Origin of the sequence: Pseudomonas sp. GOM6 (assembly GCF_029537485.1) — a bacterium.
Classification (GTDB): domain Bacteria; phylum Pseudomonadota; class Gammaproteobacteria; order Pseudomonadales; family Pseudomonadaceae; genus Aquipseudomonas.
This window is the reverse complement of sequence record NZ_JARPUS010000021.1, coordinates 11,901-28,792: the sequence shown is the minus strand read 5'-3', so window position 1 is coordinate 28,792 and position 16,892 is coordinate 11,901. Positions and strand designations below refer to the sequence as shown.

15 protein-coding genes are annotated in these 16,892 nt (G+C 65.7%); 9 read left to right on the top strand and 6 right to left on the bottom strand.

Going from position 1 to position 16,892, the window contains the following annotated elements; translation table 11 throughout:
• Positions 1–25: 25 nt before the first annotated feature.
• The 3 genes from P7A97_RS18910 to P7A97_RS18900 all read left to right on the top strand — a co-directional run bounded on the left by P7A97_RS18910 (position 26) and on the right by P7A97_RS18900 (position 3,942).
• Positions 26–667: an oxidoreductase gene (locus P7A97_RS18910; RefSeq protein WP_277691926.1), complete on the top strand. Its 642-nt coding sequence runs from the start codon at positions 26–28 to the stop codon at positions 665–667.
• The gene (locus tag P7A97_RS18905) at positions 667–1,278 is read left to right on the top strand and encodes a class I SAM-dependent methyltransferase (protein WP_277691925.1); all 612 of its coding nucleotides are present in this window, start codon (positions 667–669) and stop codon (positions 1,276–1,278) included. Before P7A97_RS18910 ends, P7A97_RS18905 begins: the two co-directional genes overlap by 1 nt.
• A 66-nt stretch (positions 1,279–1,344) precedes the next feature.
• Positions 1,345–3,942, top strand: a complete 2,598-nt coding sequence (locus tag P7A97_RS18900; protein ID WP_277691923.1) for an EAL domain-containing protein — start codon at positions 1,345–1,347, stop codon at positions 3,940–3,942.
• A 24-nt stretch (positions 3,943–3,966) separates the two neighbouring features.
• Here P7A97_RS18900 and P7A97_RS18895 read toward each other — a convergent pair whose 3' ends face one another.
• From P7A97_RS18895 to mpl, 6 genes are all read right to left on the bottom strand, one after another.
• Positions 3,967–5,010, bottom strand: coding sequence for a TRAP transporter substrate-binding protein (locus tag P7A97_RS18895; RefSeq protein ID WP_277691921.1), 1,044 nt, complete (start codon positions 5,008–5,010; stop codon positions 3,967–3,969).
• Between the two features lie 109 nt (positions 5,011–5,119).
• Positions 5,120–6,445 carry a TRAP transporter large permease subunit gene (locus P7A97_RS18890; protein ID WP_277691920.1) on the bottom strand — a complete coding sequence of 442 codons (1,326 nt, stop codon included), beginning with the start codon at positions 6,443–6,445 and terminating at the stop codon, positions 5,120–5,122.
• The gene (locus P7A97_RS18885; RefSeq protein ID WP_277691919.1) at positions 6,442–6,951 is read right to left on the bottom strand and encodes a TRAP transporter small permease subunit; all 510 of its coding nucleotides are present in this window, start codon (positions 6,949–6,951) and stop codon (positions 6,442–6,444) included. The genes P7A97_RS18890 and P7A97_RS18885 overlap by 4 nt, the downstream gene beginning before the upstream one ends.
• A 131-nt stretch (positions 6,952–7,082) precedes the next feature.
• Entirely contained in the window at positions 7,083–7,367 is a 285-nt protein-coding gene (locus P7A97_RS18880) for a YceK/YidQ family lipoprotein (protein ID WP_277691917.1), read from the bottom strand.
• Entirely contained in the window at positions 7,360–7,989 is a 630-nt protein-coding gene (gene ubiX / locus P7A97_RS18875; protein WP_277691916.1) for a flavin prenyltransferase UbiX, read from the bottom strand. Before ubiX ends, P7A97_RS18880 begins: the two co-directional genes overlap by 8 nt.
• A 53-nt stretch (positions 7,990–8,042) precedes the next feature.
• Positions 8,043–9,395 (bottom strand): UDP-N-acetylmuramate:L-alanyl-gamma-D-glutamyl-meso-diaminopimelate ligase, encoded by a 1,353-nt coding sequence (mpl, locus tag P7A97_RS18870; protein ID WP_277691914.1) that lies wholly within the window; start codon positions 9,393–9,395, stop codon positions 8,043–8,045.
• A 219-nt stretch (positions 9,396–9,614) separates the two neighbouring features.
• Here mpl and P7A97_RS18865 point away from each other — a divergent pair, with 219 nt between their 5' ends.
• The 6 genes from P7A97_RS18865 (at position 9,615) to P7A97_RS18840 (ending at position 16,883) form a co-directional block, all read left to right on the top strand.
• On the top strand, positions 9,615–10,982 hold the full coding sequence (locus tag P7A97_RS18865) for a glutamine synthetase family protein (protein ID WP_277691913.1): 1,368 nt from the start codon (positions 9,615–9,617) through the stop codon (positions 10,980–10,982).
• Between the two features lie 13 nt (positions 10,983–10,995).
• Positions 10,996–12,384: an aldehyde dehydrogenase family protein gene (locus P7A97_RS18860; RefSeq protein ID WP_277691911.1), complete on the top strand. Its 1,389-nt coding sequence runs from the start codon at positions 10,996–10,998 to the stop codon at positions 12,382–12,384.
• Positions 12,385–12,442: 58 nt separating this feature from the next.
• Positions 12,443–13,603: an iron-containing alcohol dehydrogenase gene (locus P7A97_RS18855; RefSeq protein WP_277691910.1), complete on the top strand. Its 1,161-nt coding sequence runs from the start codon at positions 12,443–12,445 to the stop codon at positions 13,601–13,603.
• A 466-nt stretch (positions 13,604–14,069) separates the two neighbouring features.
• Positions 14,070–15,464, top strand: a complete 1,395-nt coding sequence (locus tag P7A97_RS18850) for an ethanolamine ammonia-lyase subunit EutB (protein ID WP_277691908.1) — start codon at positions 14,070–14,072, stop codon at positions 15,462–15,464.
• Complete coding sequence (eutC, locus tag P7A97_RS18845) at positions 15,461–16,309, top strand: ethanolamine ammonia-lyase subunit EutC (protein ID WP_277691907.1); 849 nt, start codon at positions 15,461–15,463, stop codon at positions 16,307–16,309. The genes P7A97_RS18850 and eutC overlap by 4 nt, the downstream gene beginning before the upstream one ends.
• Before the next feature lie 121 nt (positions 16,310–16,430).
• Positions 16,431–16,883 carry a GNAT family N-acetyltransferase gene (locus tag P7A97_RS18840; RefSeq protein WP_277691906.1) on the top strand — a complete coding sequence of 151 codons (453 nt, stop codon included), beginning with the start codon at positions 16,431–16,433 and terminating at the stop codon, positions 16,881–16,883.
• Positions 16,884–16,892 lie beyond the last annotated feature (9 nt).

The window sequence follows — 16,892 nt, the reverse complement described above, 5'->3', positions numbered from 1 at the left end:
TGAGCAGTAACAGCGGAGAAAAAGCATGTACCTCACGCCCCAGCACATCCTGCTTGCCGGCGCTACCGGCCTGACCGGCGAGCATCTGCTCGACCGCCTGCTCAGCGAGCCCACCATCAGCCGTGTGCTGGCGCCCAGCCGCCGCCCCCTGGCCGAGCATCCACACCTGGACAACCCGGTGGGCGAGCTGGCAGAACTGCTGCCGCAACTGACGGGGCAGGTCGATGCCGCCTTCTGCTGCCTCGGCAGCACCATCAAGCAGGCGGGCTCCCAGGACGCCTTTCGCGCCATCGACCACGACCTGGTCCTGGCCTTCGCCCGCCGCGCCCGCGAGCTGGGTAGCCGCCACCTGCTGGTGATCAGTGCCCTGGGCGCTGACCCGAAATCCTCGGTGTTCTACAACCGGGTCAAGGGCGAAATGGAAGCCGCACTGCAGGCCATGGACTGGCCACAGCTGACCATCGCCCGCCCCTCGCTGCTGCTCGGTCCGCGCAGCGAATTCCGCCTCGGCGAGCGCCTGGCTGCGCCTTTAATGCGCTGGATACCCGGCAAGTACCGCGGCATCGACGTCGCCGTGCTGGCCCGCGCCCTGTGGCGCCTGGCCCTGGAGGAAGGCGACGGCGTGCGCGTGGTGGAGTCTGACGAGCTGCGCCGGCTGGGACGCTGATGAGCTTCTACGAAGAGAAAATCCTGCCGCACCTGATCGACTTCGCTTGCGGCATGGGTCATGTGATGAAGACCCGCTCAAAGGTGGTGCCGCAGGCCACGGGCCGGGTGCTGGAGATAGGTATTGGTACCGGACTCAACCTGAGCTTCTACGATGCGCAGAAGGTCAGCGCCATCGTCGGTGTCGACCCTGCCGCCCAGATGCAGAGCAAAGCCCGCGAACGCGCCGAGCAGATTGCTATTCCGGTGGAAATGATCGCCCTGGAACTGGGGCAGATCCAGGCCGAGGATGCCAGTTTCGACAGCATCGTCTGCACCTTCACCCTGTGCACCATCCCCGACGCGAGTGCCGCCCTGCAGGAGATGCGCCGCGTACTCAAGCCTGGTGGCAAGCTGCTGTTCAGCGAACACGGTCGCGCGCCGGACCTCAAGGTCCGCCTCTGGCAGGATCGTCTGACGCCGCTGTGGAAGCCCATGGCCGGCGGCTGCCACCTCAACCGCGACATTCCGGGTCTGCTGCAGGCTGGCGGTTTTCATATCCGTGACCTGCACAGCGGCTACCTGCCGGGGCCGCGACCGATGACCTGGGTCTGGTACGGCTGGGCCGACTAAGACCGCGCCAAACAAGGGTTTTGCTCCTATTGTTGTTGCATCAACATGGAACGGAACACGGCCAGGATGACAGTTTCCAACCCTCTGCGCGCTCACTGGCGCCATGCCCTGCTGCTCAGCCTGACGCTCAGCTGCAGCGTTGTGCTCGGTGCCGGCGAAATCCGTGTCGGCAGCTACCCCAACGAACCCAAGCTACTGCTCGATGATACGGGGCGCCTGAGCGGCATCTTCGGCGAGCTGCTCGGCGAGATCGCCCGCCGCGAGGACTGGCGCCTAGTGCCCGTACCATGCGACTGGCAGCAGTGCCTGGACATGGCCCGCGATGGCGAGATCGATCTGTTGCCCGATGTCGCCTGGAGCGAAGAGCGCGCTGCCTTCCTCGACTTCCACCAGACCCCGGCGCTGTTCAGCTGGTCGCAGCTGTACAGCGCCCCAGGTGTACGCCTGGACTCCATCCTCGACCTCAAGGAACAGCGGATTGCCGTGCTGGCCGGCTCGGTGCAGGAATCCCACCTGCGCAACCTGCTCGACAGCTTCGGCCTGCGAGCCGAGTTGCTGGCGGTGGACAGCCTGGAGCAGGGCTTTCGCCTGGTGGCCGATGGTGCCGCGGACGCGGCGGTGGCCAACCAGCGTTTCGGCGATTACCACGCCGAGCGCTTCGGCCTGCACGGCACCACCATCATGTTCCAGCCGGCACGGCTGTTCTTCGCCACCCGCAAGGGCGGCAACGGCGCACTGCTGGCTGCCATCGACCGTCACCTGGACGACTGGCAGACCCAGGCAGACTCGCCGCTCTACCACATCATCCAGCGCTGGGGCGGCAGGCCGCCGCAACTGGATATCCCAAGCATGTTCTGGTGGGGCCTGGCCAGCCTCGGTGTCCTGCTGTTGCTGGCCCTGGTCGGCACCCTGCTGCTGCGGCGCAAGATCGCCGAGCAGACCCGCCACCTGAGCAATAGCGAGCTGCGCCTGAACACCATCCTCGACAGCGTCGAAGCCTATATCTATATCAAGGACCCGGAGTTCCGTTACCAGTACGCCAACCACAAGATCTGCGAACTGTTCGGCCGGCGGCGTGATGAAGTCATCGGGGCGACCGACGAAAGCTTCTTCGACGCCGCCACCGCGGACAATCTGCGCGCCAACGATCGCCGCGTATTACAGCAGGGCGAGCGGGTGCAGCTGGAGGAAATCAATCGCAGCATCGATGGCACCGGCGAGCGGGCCTACCTGTCGGTCAAGCTACCGCTGCGCCGCCCCGACGGCAGTATTTATGCCCTGTGCGGCATTTCCACCGACATCACCGAGCACAAGAAGAACCTGGAGCAGATTCACCAACTGGCCTTCTACGATCCGCTCACGGGCCTGCCCAACCGCCGCCTGTTGCAGGAGCGTCTGCAGCACGCCCTGGACCAGCACCAGCGAGGCCAGCAGGAAGGCGCGTTGCTGTTCATCGACCTGGACAACTTCAAGAACCTCAACGACACCCTCGGTCACGCCATGGGAGACCAGTTCCTTCAGCAGGTCGCCCAGCGCCTGCGCAGCCAGGTACGCCAGGAAGACACCCTGGCCCGCCTGGGCGGCGACGAGTTCGTGCTGATGATCGAGCGGCTGTCGGCAAAACCTGCCGAGGTGTTCGGTGAGATCGAGACGGTCGCCAACAAGCTGCTGGCAAGCCTGGCCATGCCCTACAAGCTACAGGGGCAACTGCACAGCAGTACCGCGAGCATCGGCGTGACCCTGTTCTCCGACGCCGAAGGCACGGTGGAAGAGCTGCTCAAGCGCGCCGACCTGGCCATGTACCAGGCCAAGGGCGCCGGGCGCAACGCGGTACGCTTCTTCGACCCGCAGATGCAGGCCGAGGCGCTGGCCCGGGTGGGCCTGGAGAACGACCTGCGCCAGTGCCTGGCGGACGGCAAAGGCCTGCTGCTGCATTACCAGCCGCAGGTAGACCCACATGGCACACTGATCGGCGCCGAGGCCCTGGTGCGCTGGCAGCATCCCGAACGCGGCCTGATCCCGCCAGGCGACTTCATTCCGCTGGCCGAGAGCACCGACCTGATCTTCCCTCTCGGTCGCTGGATATTGCAGGAGGCCTGCCGCCAACTGGTGGCCTGGCGCGATGACCCGCTGCTCGGCTCGATACCCCTGGCGGTCAACGTCAGCGCCAGGCAGTTGCATCACCCTAACTTCGTCACCGAAGTGATGGCGATTCTTGAGCAGACCGGTGCCAACCCCGCGCGCCTGGAGCTGGAGCTGACCGAGAGTCAGTTGGCCGTGGATGTGGAGGCGCTGATCGGCCGCATGGAGCAACTGCGCGCGCACAAGGTGAGCTTCTCGCTGGACGACTTCGGCACCGGCTACTCGTCGCTCGCCTACCTCAAGCGCCTGCCGCTGTCCTGCCTGAAGATCGACCGCTGCTTCGTCCGCGATCTGCTCACCGATTCGAACGATGCAGCCATCATTCGCACCATGGTGGCCCTGGGGCAAAGCCTGGATCTGGAGGTGGTTGCCGAGGGCGTGGAAACCACCGAACAGCGCGACGCCCTGCTGCAGTACGGTTGCCAGCTGTTTCAGGGCTACCTGTTCGCCGCCCCCGGCCCGGCCGAGCAGTTGCTGCGCTGGCAGCCCCAAGGGAATGCGGCAACGCCCGCGAAACCATGACGGCCTGCGCGGGCGCCATTGACCTCAGTAACGATACGGCGGGCCGGCCTTCTCCATCATCGCGTTGTAGTTCTTGAAGATCTCCACCACCTTGGCGCAGCGCGGGCTGGTCTTGGCGATTTCGTCCCAGAACTTGTGCGCCTCGTCCTCCACGGTTTTCCACTCCTCGGCCGGAATGGTGGTGAGCTTGAGCTTGTCGCCCTGCACCCGCAGCTTGGCCTCGCCGCCCCAGTACCAGTGCTGGCGATAGTAGTGCGAGCTGTCCATGCACAGCTTGAACAGGGTCTTGAGCTTGTCCGGCACTTCGGCCCACTTTTCCGAGTTGGCGAAGTAGGAGCCGATCCAGGCGCCGGAGATGTTGTTGGTGAGAAAGTACTTGGTGACGTTGGCCCAGCCTACGGTGTAGTCCTCGGTGATGCCGGACCAGGCGATGCCGTCCAGCTCGCCGGTCTGGATCGCTACCTCGACATCTTCCCAGGGCAGGGTCACCGGGATCACCCCGAAGCGCGAGAGGAACTTGCCCGCCGTGGGGAAGGTGAACACCCGCTTGCCCTTGAGATCGGCCAGTTTGTTGACCGGTTCGACCGTGGCGAAGTGGCACGGGTCCCAGGCGCCGGCACCGAGCCAGGTCACGCCCTTGACCTCGCTGTAGGCCTCCTCCCAGATCTTGCGCAGGCCGAACTCCTCGAACAGCACCGGCACGTCCAGGCTGTAGCGGGTGGCGAAGGGGAAGTAGCCGCCGAAAACCGAGACATCCACCGGCGCGGCGATGGAGTCGTCATCGCTCTGCACCGCATCGATGGTGCCCTTCTGCATGGCGCGGAACAGCTCACCGGTCGGCACCAACTGGTCGGCGAAGTACAGCTGGATCTCCATCTGCCCTTCGGCGACCTTGTTGAAGGCCTCAATCGACGGTTTGATCACATGCTCGGCCAGCGCGGGACCGGCGTAGGTCTGCAGGCGCCAGGTGATCTTTTTCGGCTCTTCGGCATAGATGTGCGCCGAGCCCAGGGCTGCGGTACCACCGGCTACAGCGGCGGTCTGCAGGAACTTGCGTCTCGTACTCATGCTGTCCTCTCCAAGCTGTACTGGGCGCCGCACCATTACGGCCCCCTCTTTCCCGCACCGCCGCGTGTACTGCCCATGCCCGGGCGACGGTTCGAAAGCTCAGCGCCACTCAGCCACCGTAGTGCCAGTTCGGCAGCCACAGGGCGATCTGCGGATAAATCATGACCAGGGCCAGGGTCAGGCCCATGATCACCACGAAAGGCGTCACCGACACATAGATGTCGCGCAGGCTCACCTCGGGTGGTGCCATGGCCCGCATCAGGAACAGGTTGTAGCCGAACGGCGGAGTCATGTAGGCCATCTGGCAGGTGATGGTGTAGAGCACGCCGTACCACACCAGGTCGAAGCCCAGGCTACCCACCAGCGGCACGTAGAGCGGCGCGACGATCACCAGCATGGCGGTGTCGTCGAGGAACATGCCCATGATGATGAACGACAGCTGCATCAGGATCAGGATCTCCCAGGGCCCCAGCCCCAGTTCGCCGACGAAGAAGCCCTCGATGGCCTTGACCGCACCCAGGCCGTCGAATACCGCGCCGAAGCACAGCGCAGCGAGGATGATCCACATGAACATGCAGCTGATGGCCAGGGTCTTGCGCAGGGTTGCTTCCATCACCGTACGGGTCAGCCGGCCCTTGACCAGGGCCGCCAGGGTAGCCGCAGCGGCGCCGACCGCCGAGCTTTCCACCAGGCTGGTGTAGCCCATCAGGAACAGCCCGGTCATGGAGACGAAGATGAACAGCGGCACGATGCCGGCGCTGAGCAGGCGCAGCTTCTCGCCCCAACTGATCTGCGCGCGCTCCTCGGCGGAGAGCGTCGGCCCCAGTGAAGGCTGCAGGCGGCAGCGAATGGCGATGTAGAGCACGAACAGCGCGGCCATCAACAGCCCCGGAATGGCGCCGGCCAGCCATAACTGGCCTACCGGCTGGCGGGCGATCATGCCGTACAGCACCAGCACCACGCTGGGCGGGATCAGAATGCCCAGCGAGCTGCCGGCCTGAATCACCCCGGTGACCATGATCTTGTCGTAGCCCCGGCGCAGCAGTTCGGGCAGAGCGATGGAGGCGCCAATTGCCATGCCGGCGACGCTCAACCCGTTCATCGCCGAGATCACCACCATCAGGCCGATGGTGCCGATGGCCAGGCCGCCGTGCAGCGGCCCCATCCAGACGTGGAACATCTTGTACAGGTCTTCGGCGATGCCCGACTCGGAGAGCATGTAGCCCATGTACACGAACATCGGCAGGGTCAGCAGCGGGTACCACTTCATCAGCTTCATCGCCGCGCTGAACGGCAGTTCGGCACCGCCATCGCCCCACATCAGCAGGGCCGCCGCGGCGGCGACAAAACCGATGGCGCCGAACACCCGCTTGCCGGTGAGCAGCAGCAACATCATCGAGGAAAACATCAGCAGAGCGATCAGCTCATAGCTCATTCCAGCGTCTCCCCACGCACGGCGGCAATATCCTTGAAGAGGATGGCGATGGACTGCAGCAGCATCAGCAAGATGCCGACACACATCACCACCTTGATCGGCGCCATGGGCGGCGACCACGCCGAATAGCTGGTTTCGTCGTACTCGAAGGCGTACTGGGTGGAGGAAAGGCCGCCGAACAGCAGCAGGCCCAGGTAGAACAGCAGGAAGCCGGCGGTGAGCACATCGACGATGGCGCGGGTGCGCGGCTGCCAGTGGCTGTAGAGCAGGTCCATGCGCACGTGGGCGTCGAGCTGCATCGAATAGGCACCGCCCAGCAGGAAGTAGGCGACCATGAGGAACTGGGCCGTTTCCAGGGTCCACAGCGCGGGCGCCGAGGCAGCCTTGCTCAACGAGGAGTAGAGCAATACTCCCAGCATGACGAAGATCAGGTACATCGCGCAGCGCCCGATGACCCGATTCATGCGGTCTACCGCTCGCACATACGCCCGGATTGCTTTGTGCATATCCCTGCCTGCTAAGCCGCTATTTTTTTCGTCAGCCTAGTCGATGATTGGCCGATGCCAATCCGCGCTTGCAAGAAGGGGGCCTAGTTTTACGCGGCAACCGCTCTAGCCTCTGGCGTGGCGCCAGAAACTTAATTACCGCCGGTCACCCCAAGGCCTACGCCCAGTTCGGCGGCCACGGCGAAGGGCAGCAGCAGGGTGTCGAGCAGGGCACTGGCCGGCAGATCGAGAGCCGCATAGCGCGGCGCCAGTGCACCAAAACGGTCTTTCGGACAGCAACCACCGTTCAGGCTGTACCAGTCCAGACGCGTGCCGGAATAGATGATCGGTGCACCGGGCTTGGCCGCATCCAGGGTACGGATGCTGGCGCAGCCCGGCAGACCGAGCACCAGCAGCAGGCACAGCGCCTTAGTCATCGCTGCTCAGATGATGCTCGCCCCAGCGCGGCAGCATGTCCTGGGGAATACCCAGGCAGTTGAGGATGCGCGCGACGACGAAATCGACCAGGTCATCCAGGGTCTGCGGCTGGTGATAGAAGCCCGGCGAGGCCGGCAGTATGGTCACGCCGAGGTTGGACAGCTTGAGCATGTTCTCCAGGTGGATACTGGAGTACGGCGCCTCGCGCGGCACCAGGATCAGCTGGCGACGCTCCTTGAGCACCACGTCGGCCGCCCGCTCGATCAGGTTGTTGCAGGCACCGGTGGCAATCGCCGACAGGGTGCCGGTGCTGCACGGCACCACCACCATGGCGCTCGGCGCGCCGGAGCCGGAGGCCGGCGGCGCCATCCAGTCTTCCTTGCCATACACACGGATCTGTCCGGCCGCAGCACCGGTGTACTCACTGAGGAACTGCTGCATGGCCTGCGGCTTGGCCGGCAGGGTCACGTCGGTCTCGGTGGCCATCACCAGCTGCGCGGCCTTGGAGATCAGGAAGTGCACCTCGCGGTCCTCCTGCACCAGGCAGTCGAGCAGGCGCAGGCCGTACTGGGCGCCGGAGGCACCGGTCATGGCCAGGGTGATGCGTTCGGGGCCGCTCATGGGTACTCCTCGATTTCTATTTCCCCTCTCCCTCTGGGAGAGGGAGTTGCTGTCTACTTCGCCAGCGCCTTGGCCAGCTTGCCATGCAGGCCGCCGAAGCCGCCATTGCTCATGACCACCACCTGGGTGCCGGGCAGCGCCATGGCCTTGACCCCGGCGATGATGCCTTCCAGCGAGTCGCACACGACGGTGGGCACGCTGGAGCCGGCCACGGTAGCCGCCAGATCCCAACCGAGATTGGCCGGGGCGTACCAGAACACCTGGTCGGCCTGCACCACCGAGTCCGGCAGACCATCGCGGTGGGCACCGAGCTTCATCGAATTGGAGCGCGGCTCGATCACCGCGATCACCGGCGCGTCACCAACGCGCTTGCGCAGGCCGTCGAGCGTGGTGGCGATGGCTGTGGGGTGATGGGCGAAGTCGTCATAGATAGTCACGCCGCGCACTTCGGCAACCTTCTCCATGCGCCGTTTGACGCTCTTGAAGGTCGACAGACCGGCCACGCCCAGCGCCGGCACCACACCGACATGCCGCGCCGCAGCCAGGGTAGCGAGGGCGTTGGCCACGTTGTGCTGGCCGGTGAGTTCCCAGTCCACCACGCCTTCGACCTTGCCGTCGAACAGCACCTCGAAGCGCGAGCCGTCGGCGCTGAGCAGGCGCGCCTGCCACTGGCCGCCGTCACCGGTGGTCTGCACCGGGGTCCAGCAGCCCATGCCGATCACTCGTTTGAGCGCGTCTTCACTCTCGGGATGGATGATCAGCCCCTCGCCCGGCACGGTGCGCACCAGGTGGTGGAACTGCCGCTCGATGGCCGCCAGGTCCGGGAAGATGTCCGCGTGGTCGAATTCCAGGTTATTAAGGATCGCGGTGCGCGGACGGTAGTGAACGAACTTGCTGCGCTTGTCGAAGAAGGCGCTGTCGTACTCGTCGGCCTCGACCACGAAGAACGGCGTGCCGCCCAGGCGCGCCGACACGCCGAAGTTCTGCGGCACCCCGCCGATCAAAAAACCCGGGCTCATGCCGGCATGCTCCAGCACCCAGGCCAGCATGCTGCTGGTGGTGGTCTTGCCGTGGGTGCCGGCCGCGGCCAACACCCAACGGCCCTGCAGCACATGGTCGGCCAGCCACTGCGGGCCGGAGACATAGGGCAGACCTTTATTCAGCACATGTTCCACCGCCGGGTTGCCGCGGCTCAGGGCATTGCCGACCACCACCAGGTCCGGCGCCGGCTCGAGATGGGCCGGCTCGTAACCCTGCATCAGCTCGATGCCCTGGGCTTCGAGCTGGGTACTCATGGGCGGGTAGACGTTGGCGTCGGAGCCGGTGACGCGGTGGCCAAGCTCCTTGGCCAGCACGGCCAGCGACCCCATGAAGGTGCCGCAGATGCCGAGGATATGGATGTGCATGAATGACCTCTGAATACCGGCCCACGGGGCCCGGACGGAATTGGCCGCAGGTTAGCACAGCCGCCGAGCGGATCGGACTGACGCGCCTCACGGGAGGTTCCGGACGCCGGCAGATTTTCGTCTAGAGTCAAAGGCAGCCGGCTCGCCCGGCCCTGTCTCCACAACCAGAATCCCGACAACAAGAATCAGGGTCCAGAAGACCCGCAGGGAGTACTACGGATGACTGCCCACCTGACCCTGGCCGGCCTGCGCGAGCTGGCCCTGGCCGGCAAGATCGACACCGTCCTGGCCTGCATGGTCGACATGCAGGGCCGCCTGATCGGCAAGCGCTTCCAGGTCGAGTTCTTCCTCGACAGCGCCCATGAAGAAACCCACGGCTGCGACTATCTGCTGGCCGACGATATAGACATGGAACCGGTACCCGGCTACGCCGCCGCCAGCTGGAAGCAGGGCTACGGCGACTTCGTGTTCAAGCCCGACCTGTCGACGATGCGCGTGGTGCCCTGGCTGGAAGGCACCGCCCTGGTGCTGTGCGACGTACAGGACCATCGCCACCAGGACCTGCCGCACAGCCCGCGCGGCATTCTCAAGCGGCAGATCGCCCGCCTCACCGAGCGCGGCTACCAGGGCATGTTCGCCTCGGAGCTGGAGTTCTACCTGTTCGACCAGAGCTACGAAGGCATCCACAACCAGCACTACCAGAACCCCAAGACCGCCGGCTACTACATCGAGGACTACAGCATCCTGCAGACCATCCGCGAGGAGCCGGTCATGCGCGCCATCCGCAAGCACCTGCAGGCCGCCGGCATCCCGGTGGAGAACTCCAAGGGCGAATGGGGGCCGGGGCAGGAAGAGATCAACGTGCGCTATGCAGAGGCACTGGTGATGGCCGACCGGCACAGCATCATCAAGCACGCCTGCAAGGAGATCGCCCTGCTGCAAGGCAAGGCCGTGACCTTCATGGCCAAGTGGAACTACAACCTGGCCGGCAGCAGCAGCCATATCCACAACTCGTTGTTCAGCCTCGATGGCAAGCAGCCGCTGTTCTTCGACCCCGATGCCGAGTTCGGCATGTCCAAGCTGATGCGCCACTGGGTCGCCGGCCAGCTCAAGTACGCCAACGACATCACCTACTTCCTCGCCCCCTACATCAACTCCTACAAGCGCTTCCAGGCCGGCACCTTCGCCCCCACCCGCGCAGTGTGGAGCTGCGACAACCGCACCGCCGGGTTCCGCCTGTGCGGTGCCGACAGCAAGGGCATCCGCATCGAATGCCGCATCGGTGGCGCCGACCTCAACCCCTACCTGGCCTTCGCCGCACTGATCGCCGCCGGCCTGGCCGGCATCGACGAGCAGCTGGAGCTACCCGCGCCCTTCTCAGGCGATGCCTACGAGCACGACGAGCTGCCGGAAGTGGCCAAGACCCTGCGCGGCGCCAGCGAGGCCTTGGATCGCTCGGAACTGCTGCGCAAGGCGTTCGGCGACGAGGTGGTCGAGCACTACCTGCACACCGCGCGTTGGGAACAGTTCGAGTACGACCGCCGCGTGACCGACTGGGAACTGCGCCGCGGCTTCGAACGCTACTAGCGGAGGACTGACGATGAACCATATCCGCCTGATCTCACCGGTCGATGGCAGCGTCTACGCCGAACGCCCACTGATCGGCAGCGCCGCACTGGAACAGGCCCTGCACGACGCCAACCAAGCCCAGCGCGCCTGGCGCGAGCTAACCATCGAGCAACGCGCCAGCTACTGCCTGAAGGCGGTTGACGCCATGCTGGCCATGCAGGACGAGATCGTCCCCGAGCTGGCCTGGCAAATGGGCCGCCCGGTGCGTTACGGCGCCGGCGAGCTGCGTGGTTTCGAGGAGCGCGCGCGCTACATGATCGGCATCGCTGCCCGTGCTCTGGCCGACGTGGTACCCCCGCCGAAAGACGGGTTCCGCCGCTATATCCGCCGCGAGCCGCTGGGCACCGTGCTGGTGATCGCGCCATGGAACTACCCCTACCTGACGGCGGTGAATGCCATCATTCCCGCGCTGATGGCGGGCAACGCCGTGCTGCTCAAGCATGCCAGCCAGACCCTGCTGGTCGGCGAGCGCTTCGCCCTGGCCTTCGAGCGCGCCGGCCTGCCCCACGGCCTGTTCCGCAACCTGGTGCTGGATCACGGGCAGACCGCCACCCTGATCGCCTCTGGCCAGGTGCAGCAGGTCAACTTCACCGGCTCGGTGAACGGCGGCAAGCTGATGGAAAGCGCCGCCGCCGGCCATTTCATCGGCGTCGGCCTGGAGCTGGGCGGCAAGGACCCGGCCTACGTACGCGCCGACGCCAACCTGGCCCACGCCGTGGAAAACCTGGTCGACGGCGCCTTCTTCAACTCCGGGCAGAGCTGCTGCGGCATCGAGCGCATCTATGTGGATAAAGCCATTTATCCAGACTTCGTCGAGGGCTTCGTCGAGCTGACCCGCCAGTACGTGCTGGGCAACCCGCTCAAGGAGATCACCACCCTCGGCCCGCTGGTGCGCGCCCAGGCCGCCGAGTTCGTCCGCGGGCAGATCGCCGAAGCCCAGGCCAAGGGCGCCAGAGCGCTGATCGACACCACTCACTTCGCGGGTGACGCGCCCGGTACCCCCTATATGGCGCCGCAGGTTTTGACCGAGGTGAACCACGAGATGGCGGTGATGCGCGAGGAAAGCTTCGGCCCGGTAGTCGGCATCATGCCGGTGGCCAGCGAGGCCGAGGCCATCGCCCTGATGAACGACAGCCCCTATGGCCTCAGCGCGGCGATCTGGACAAGCGACCTGGACGCCGCCGAACGCATCGGCCAGCAGCTGGAAACCGGCACCGTGTTCATGAACCGTTGCGACTATCTCGACCCCGCCCTGGCCTGGACCGGGGTCAAGCACACCGGGCGCGGCGCCACCCTGTCCAGCCTGGGCTACGAGCACCTGACCCGGCCCAAGTCCTTCCATCTGCGTCACGCCTTGTAACTGCCCTCTCCCGTAAACGGGAGAGGGGCGTATCAACCAAAATTTCGAGAGGGCTGTCATGAGCAAAACCGCCAACTGGAACTACCCCACCTCGATACGCTTCGGTGTCGGCCGCATCCGCGAGCTGCCGGAACTGTGTCAGAGCGTCGGCATGCAGCGCCCGCTGCTGGTCACCGACCGCGGTCTGGCCAGCTCGCCGATCACCACCGCCGCGCTGGACTCGCTCAAGGCCGCCGGCCTCGGCGCCGCACTGTTCAGCGAGCTCAAACCCAACCCGGTCGGCGCCAACCTGGAGGCCGGCCTGGCCGCCTACCATGCCGGCAAGCACGACGGCGTGGTCGCCTTCGGCGGCGGCAGCGGCCTGGACATGGGCAAGCTGATCGCCTTCATGAGCGGGCAGAGCCGCCCCGTGTGGGACTTCGAGGACATCGGCGACTGGTGGACCCGCGCCGACCCAAAAGGCATCGCGCCGATCATCGCCGTGCCGACCACCGCCGGCACCGGCTCGGAAGTTGGCCGCGCCGGCATCCTCACCGACGAGCGCACGCACACCAAGCGCATCATCTTCCACCCGCTGATGATGCCGAAGATCGTCATCAGCGACCCGGCGCTGTCCGTCGGCATGCCGGCCTTCATCACCGCCGGCACCGGCATGGACGCCTTTTCCCATTGCCTGGAGGCCTACTGCGCCCCAGGTTTCCACCCCATGGCCGAAGGCATCGCCGTGGAAGGCATGCGCCTGGTGCAGCAGTCGCTGGTGCGCGCGGTAAAGACACCAGACGACCTCGACGCCCGCGCCGACATGCTGGCCGCCGCCGCCATGGGCGCCACTGCCTTTCAGAAGGGCCTGGGCGGCATGCATGCCCTGGCCCACCCCATCGGCGCGCTGTACGACAGCCACCACGGCATGACCAACGCCGTGCTGATGCCCTACATCCTCAAGTTCAACCGCAGCGTGATCGAGGAGCGCATCACCCGCCTGGCCGCCTGGCTGGGCCTGGCCAATCCCGGCTTCGACAGCTTCCTCGAACTGGTCATGCAGCTGCGCCGCGACAGCGGCGTGCCGCACAGCCTGGCCGAGATGAAGGTGACCGACGAGCACGCCGCGCTGGTGGCCAAGATGGCGGTGGTCGACCCCTCGGCCGGCGGCAACCCGCGCGAACTGACCGAAGCCGACTGCGCCAAGCTGTTCGACGACGCCTTGCACGGCCGCCTCTAGCGCTGAACGAAAACCGCCAGGCCTGTGTAACGCAGGCCTGGCATCACAACGCGGCGCAGGCGAACGGCGTGTGCACAAGGTTGCCCAGCGCGTCTACGAGCGAAATGCCGCCTCCTTGGCTGGATAGAAAACATCCATCCAGCACCTTTGCCCGGCTACTGTGGCCTAGCCACGTATGCGCACAGCTTACTCACAGCAATGCCCACAGTTACTGTGAGCTAAGTGGCTGATCCAGATCGAAATTCAACCAACCGATGTAAAGCTGCCTGCACACTGGCCCAGCGCCAGCTGCCGACAGCTTATCCACAGCATCATCCACCACCGCTGGGGGTAAGTTGCTACGCCCCGCATGAGCGCACAACGGGTCAACAACGCCCCCAATCGGCGCCAAAACCACCTTCAATCAGGGCAAAGCCCGCGAATCCAGACTGGCAAGCCAAGGCACAGAGATTGCAAACCGCTCGGCATGAGCAACTACTCCCATACCGTCGGCGGTCACACCTGGCGCTTCGACAGCCTGCGTGAAGTCATGGCCAAGGCCAGCCCGGCGCGCTCCGGCGACTACCTGGCCGGCGTCGCCGCAGGCAGCGATGTCGAGCGGGTGGCCGCACAGATGTGCCTGGCCGAGATCCCGCTCAAGCGTTTCCTCGACGAGGCGCTGATCCCCTACGAACAGGACGAAGTCACCCGCCTGATCATCGATAGCCACGACCGCGCCGCCTTTGCCCCGGTCAGCCACCTGACCGTTGGCGGTTTCCGCGACTGGCTGCTCGGCGAGGCCGCCAACGAAGCCAGCCTGCGCGCCCTGGCCCCGGGCCTGACGCCGGAAATGGCCGCCGCCGTGTCGAAGATCATGCGCGTGCAGGACCTGGTGCTGGTGGCGCAGAAGATCCGCGTGGTCACCCGCTTTCGCAACACCCAGGGCCTGCGCGGGCGCATGTCCACCCGCCTGCAGCCGAACCACCCCACCGACGAGCCGGCCGGCATCGCCGCCAGCATTCTCGACGGCCTGCTCTACGGCAACGGCGACGCCATGCTCGGCATCAACCCGGCCAGCGACAGCATCGCCGCGATCAGCGAGATGCTGCGCATGCTCGACGGCATCATCCAGCGCTACGAAATCCCCACCCAGGCCTGCGTGCTGACCCACGTCACCACCTCCATCGAGGCGATCAACCGCGGCGTGCCGCTGGACCTGGTGTTCCAGTCCATCGCCGGCACCGAAGCGGCCAACGCCAGCTTCGGCATCAACCTGGGCATCCTCCAGGAAGGCTACGAGGCCGGCCTGTCGCTGACCCGCGGCAGCCTCGGCAACAACCTGATGTACTTCGAGACCGGCCAGGGCAGCGCGCTGTCGGCCGGCGCCCACCACGGCGTCGACCAGCAGACCTGCGAAGCCCGCGCCTATGCGGTGGCCCGCCACTTCAAGCCGTTCCTGGTCAACACCGTGGTCGGCTTCATCGGCCCGGAGTACCTGTACAACGGCAAGCAGATCATCCGCGCCGGCCTGGAAGACCACTTCTGCGGCAAGCTGCTGGGCCTGCCGATGGGCTGCGACATCTGCTACACCAACCACGCCGAGGCCGACCAGGACGACATGGACACCCTGCTGACCCTGTTCGGCGTGGCCGGCATCAACTTCATCATGGGCATCCCCGGCTCCGACGACGTGATGCTCAACTACCAGACCACCTCGTTCCACGATGCGCTCTACGCGCGCCAGACCATGGGTCTGAAGCCGGCACCGGAGTTCGAGGACTGGCTGCTACGCATGGACATCCTGCGCCAGCACGACGGCCGCCTGGAGCTGGGCCGGCAGCTGCCCGCACCCTTCCGCCAAGCACTGGAGCAACTGACATGAGCGCCTTCGTCGACAGCCAGGGCGAGCTGCAGGCGGCTCGAGAAACCCGCCTGGAACCCGAAGCGACGGTGATCACCAACCCCTGGCAGGCCCTGCGTCGTCTAACCCCCGCGCGCATCGCCCTGGGCCGTGCCGGCACCAGCCTGCCGACCCGGGCGCAGCTGGATTTCCAGCACGCCCACGCGCAGGCCCGCGATGCCGTGCACCTGGCCTTCGATCACGCCAGCCTGGCCGCCGGCCTGGCCGAGCGCGGCCACCGCTGCTTGCACCTGCGCAGCGCCGCCACCGACCGCCATATCTACCTGCAGCGCCCGGACCTGGGCCGCCGCCTGCACCCGGACTCCGCCGCCCTGCTGCGCCAGCAGCCGCAGGGCCATGACCTGGCCATCGTCATTGCCGACGGCCTGTCGGCCCTGGCCGTGCAGCGCCACGCCCTGCCCTTTCTGCAGCGCCTGGAAGAAATGACGGCAGCCGAAGGCTGGAGACTGGCGCCGGTCACCCTGGTCGAACAGGGCCGCGTCGCCGTGGCCGACGAAATCGGCGAACTACTGGGCGCGCGCATGGTGGTGATCCTGATCGGCGAACGCCCTGGTCTCAGCTCGCCGGACAGCCTCGGCCTGTACTTCACCTGGGCACCCAGGGTCGGTCTGACCGATGCCTACCGCAACTGCATCTCCAACGTGCGCCTGGAAGGCCTGAGCTACGGCGTGGCCGCGCACAAGCTGCTGTACCTGATGCGCGAGGCCTGCCGCCGCCAGCTGTCCGGGGTCAACCTCAAGGACGAAGCCCAGGTGCCCAGTCTCGCTCCCGGCTTGGAGGGGCCACGCAACTTCCTGCTCGACTGAAGCGCAGATCAAACGCTCGCTTGGATTGCGCTTTCCAGCGTCTTTGGGCAGCATCGGGCCTGACCGCTGGCACAGCACCTGCATTGCCCGCTACTCAAGTCCACCGTCCCCGAGGCCTGCCATGCGCATTATCCAAGCCACGCTCGAGCATCTGGACCTGCTGACCCCGCTGTTCATCAAGTACCGTGAGTTCTACGGCGAACTGCCGTTCCCGGACTCGTCGCGCAAGTTCCTCGAGACCCGTCTCAAGCGCAAGGAATCGATCATCTACCTGGCCCTGGCCGACGACGAAGACAAGCTGCTCGGCTACTGTCAGCTGTATCCCAGCTATTCCTCCTTGTCGCTCAAGCGCGTGTGGATTCTCAACGACATCTACGTGGCCGAAGACGCCCGCCGCATGCTGGTCGCCGACCGCCTGCTGCAGACCGCCAAGCAGATGGCCAAGGAAACCCAGGCCGTGCGCATGCGCGTGGCTACCAGCGTGGACAACGAAGTGGCGCAGAAGACCTACGAGTCCATCGGTTTCCGCGTCGACGAACGCTTCAAGAACTACACCCTGGAACTCGGCGACTGACCGTCGCCG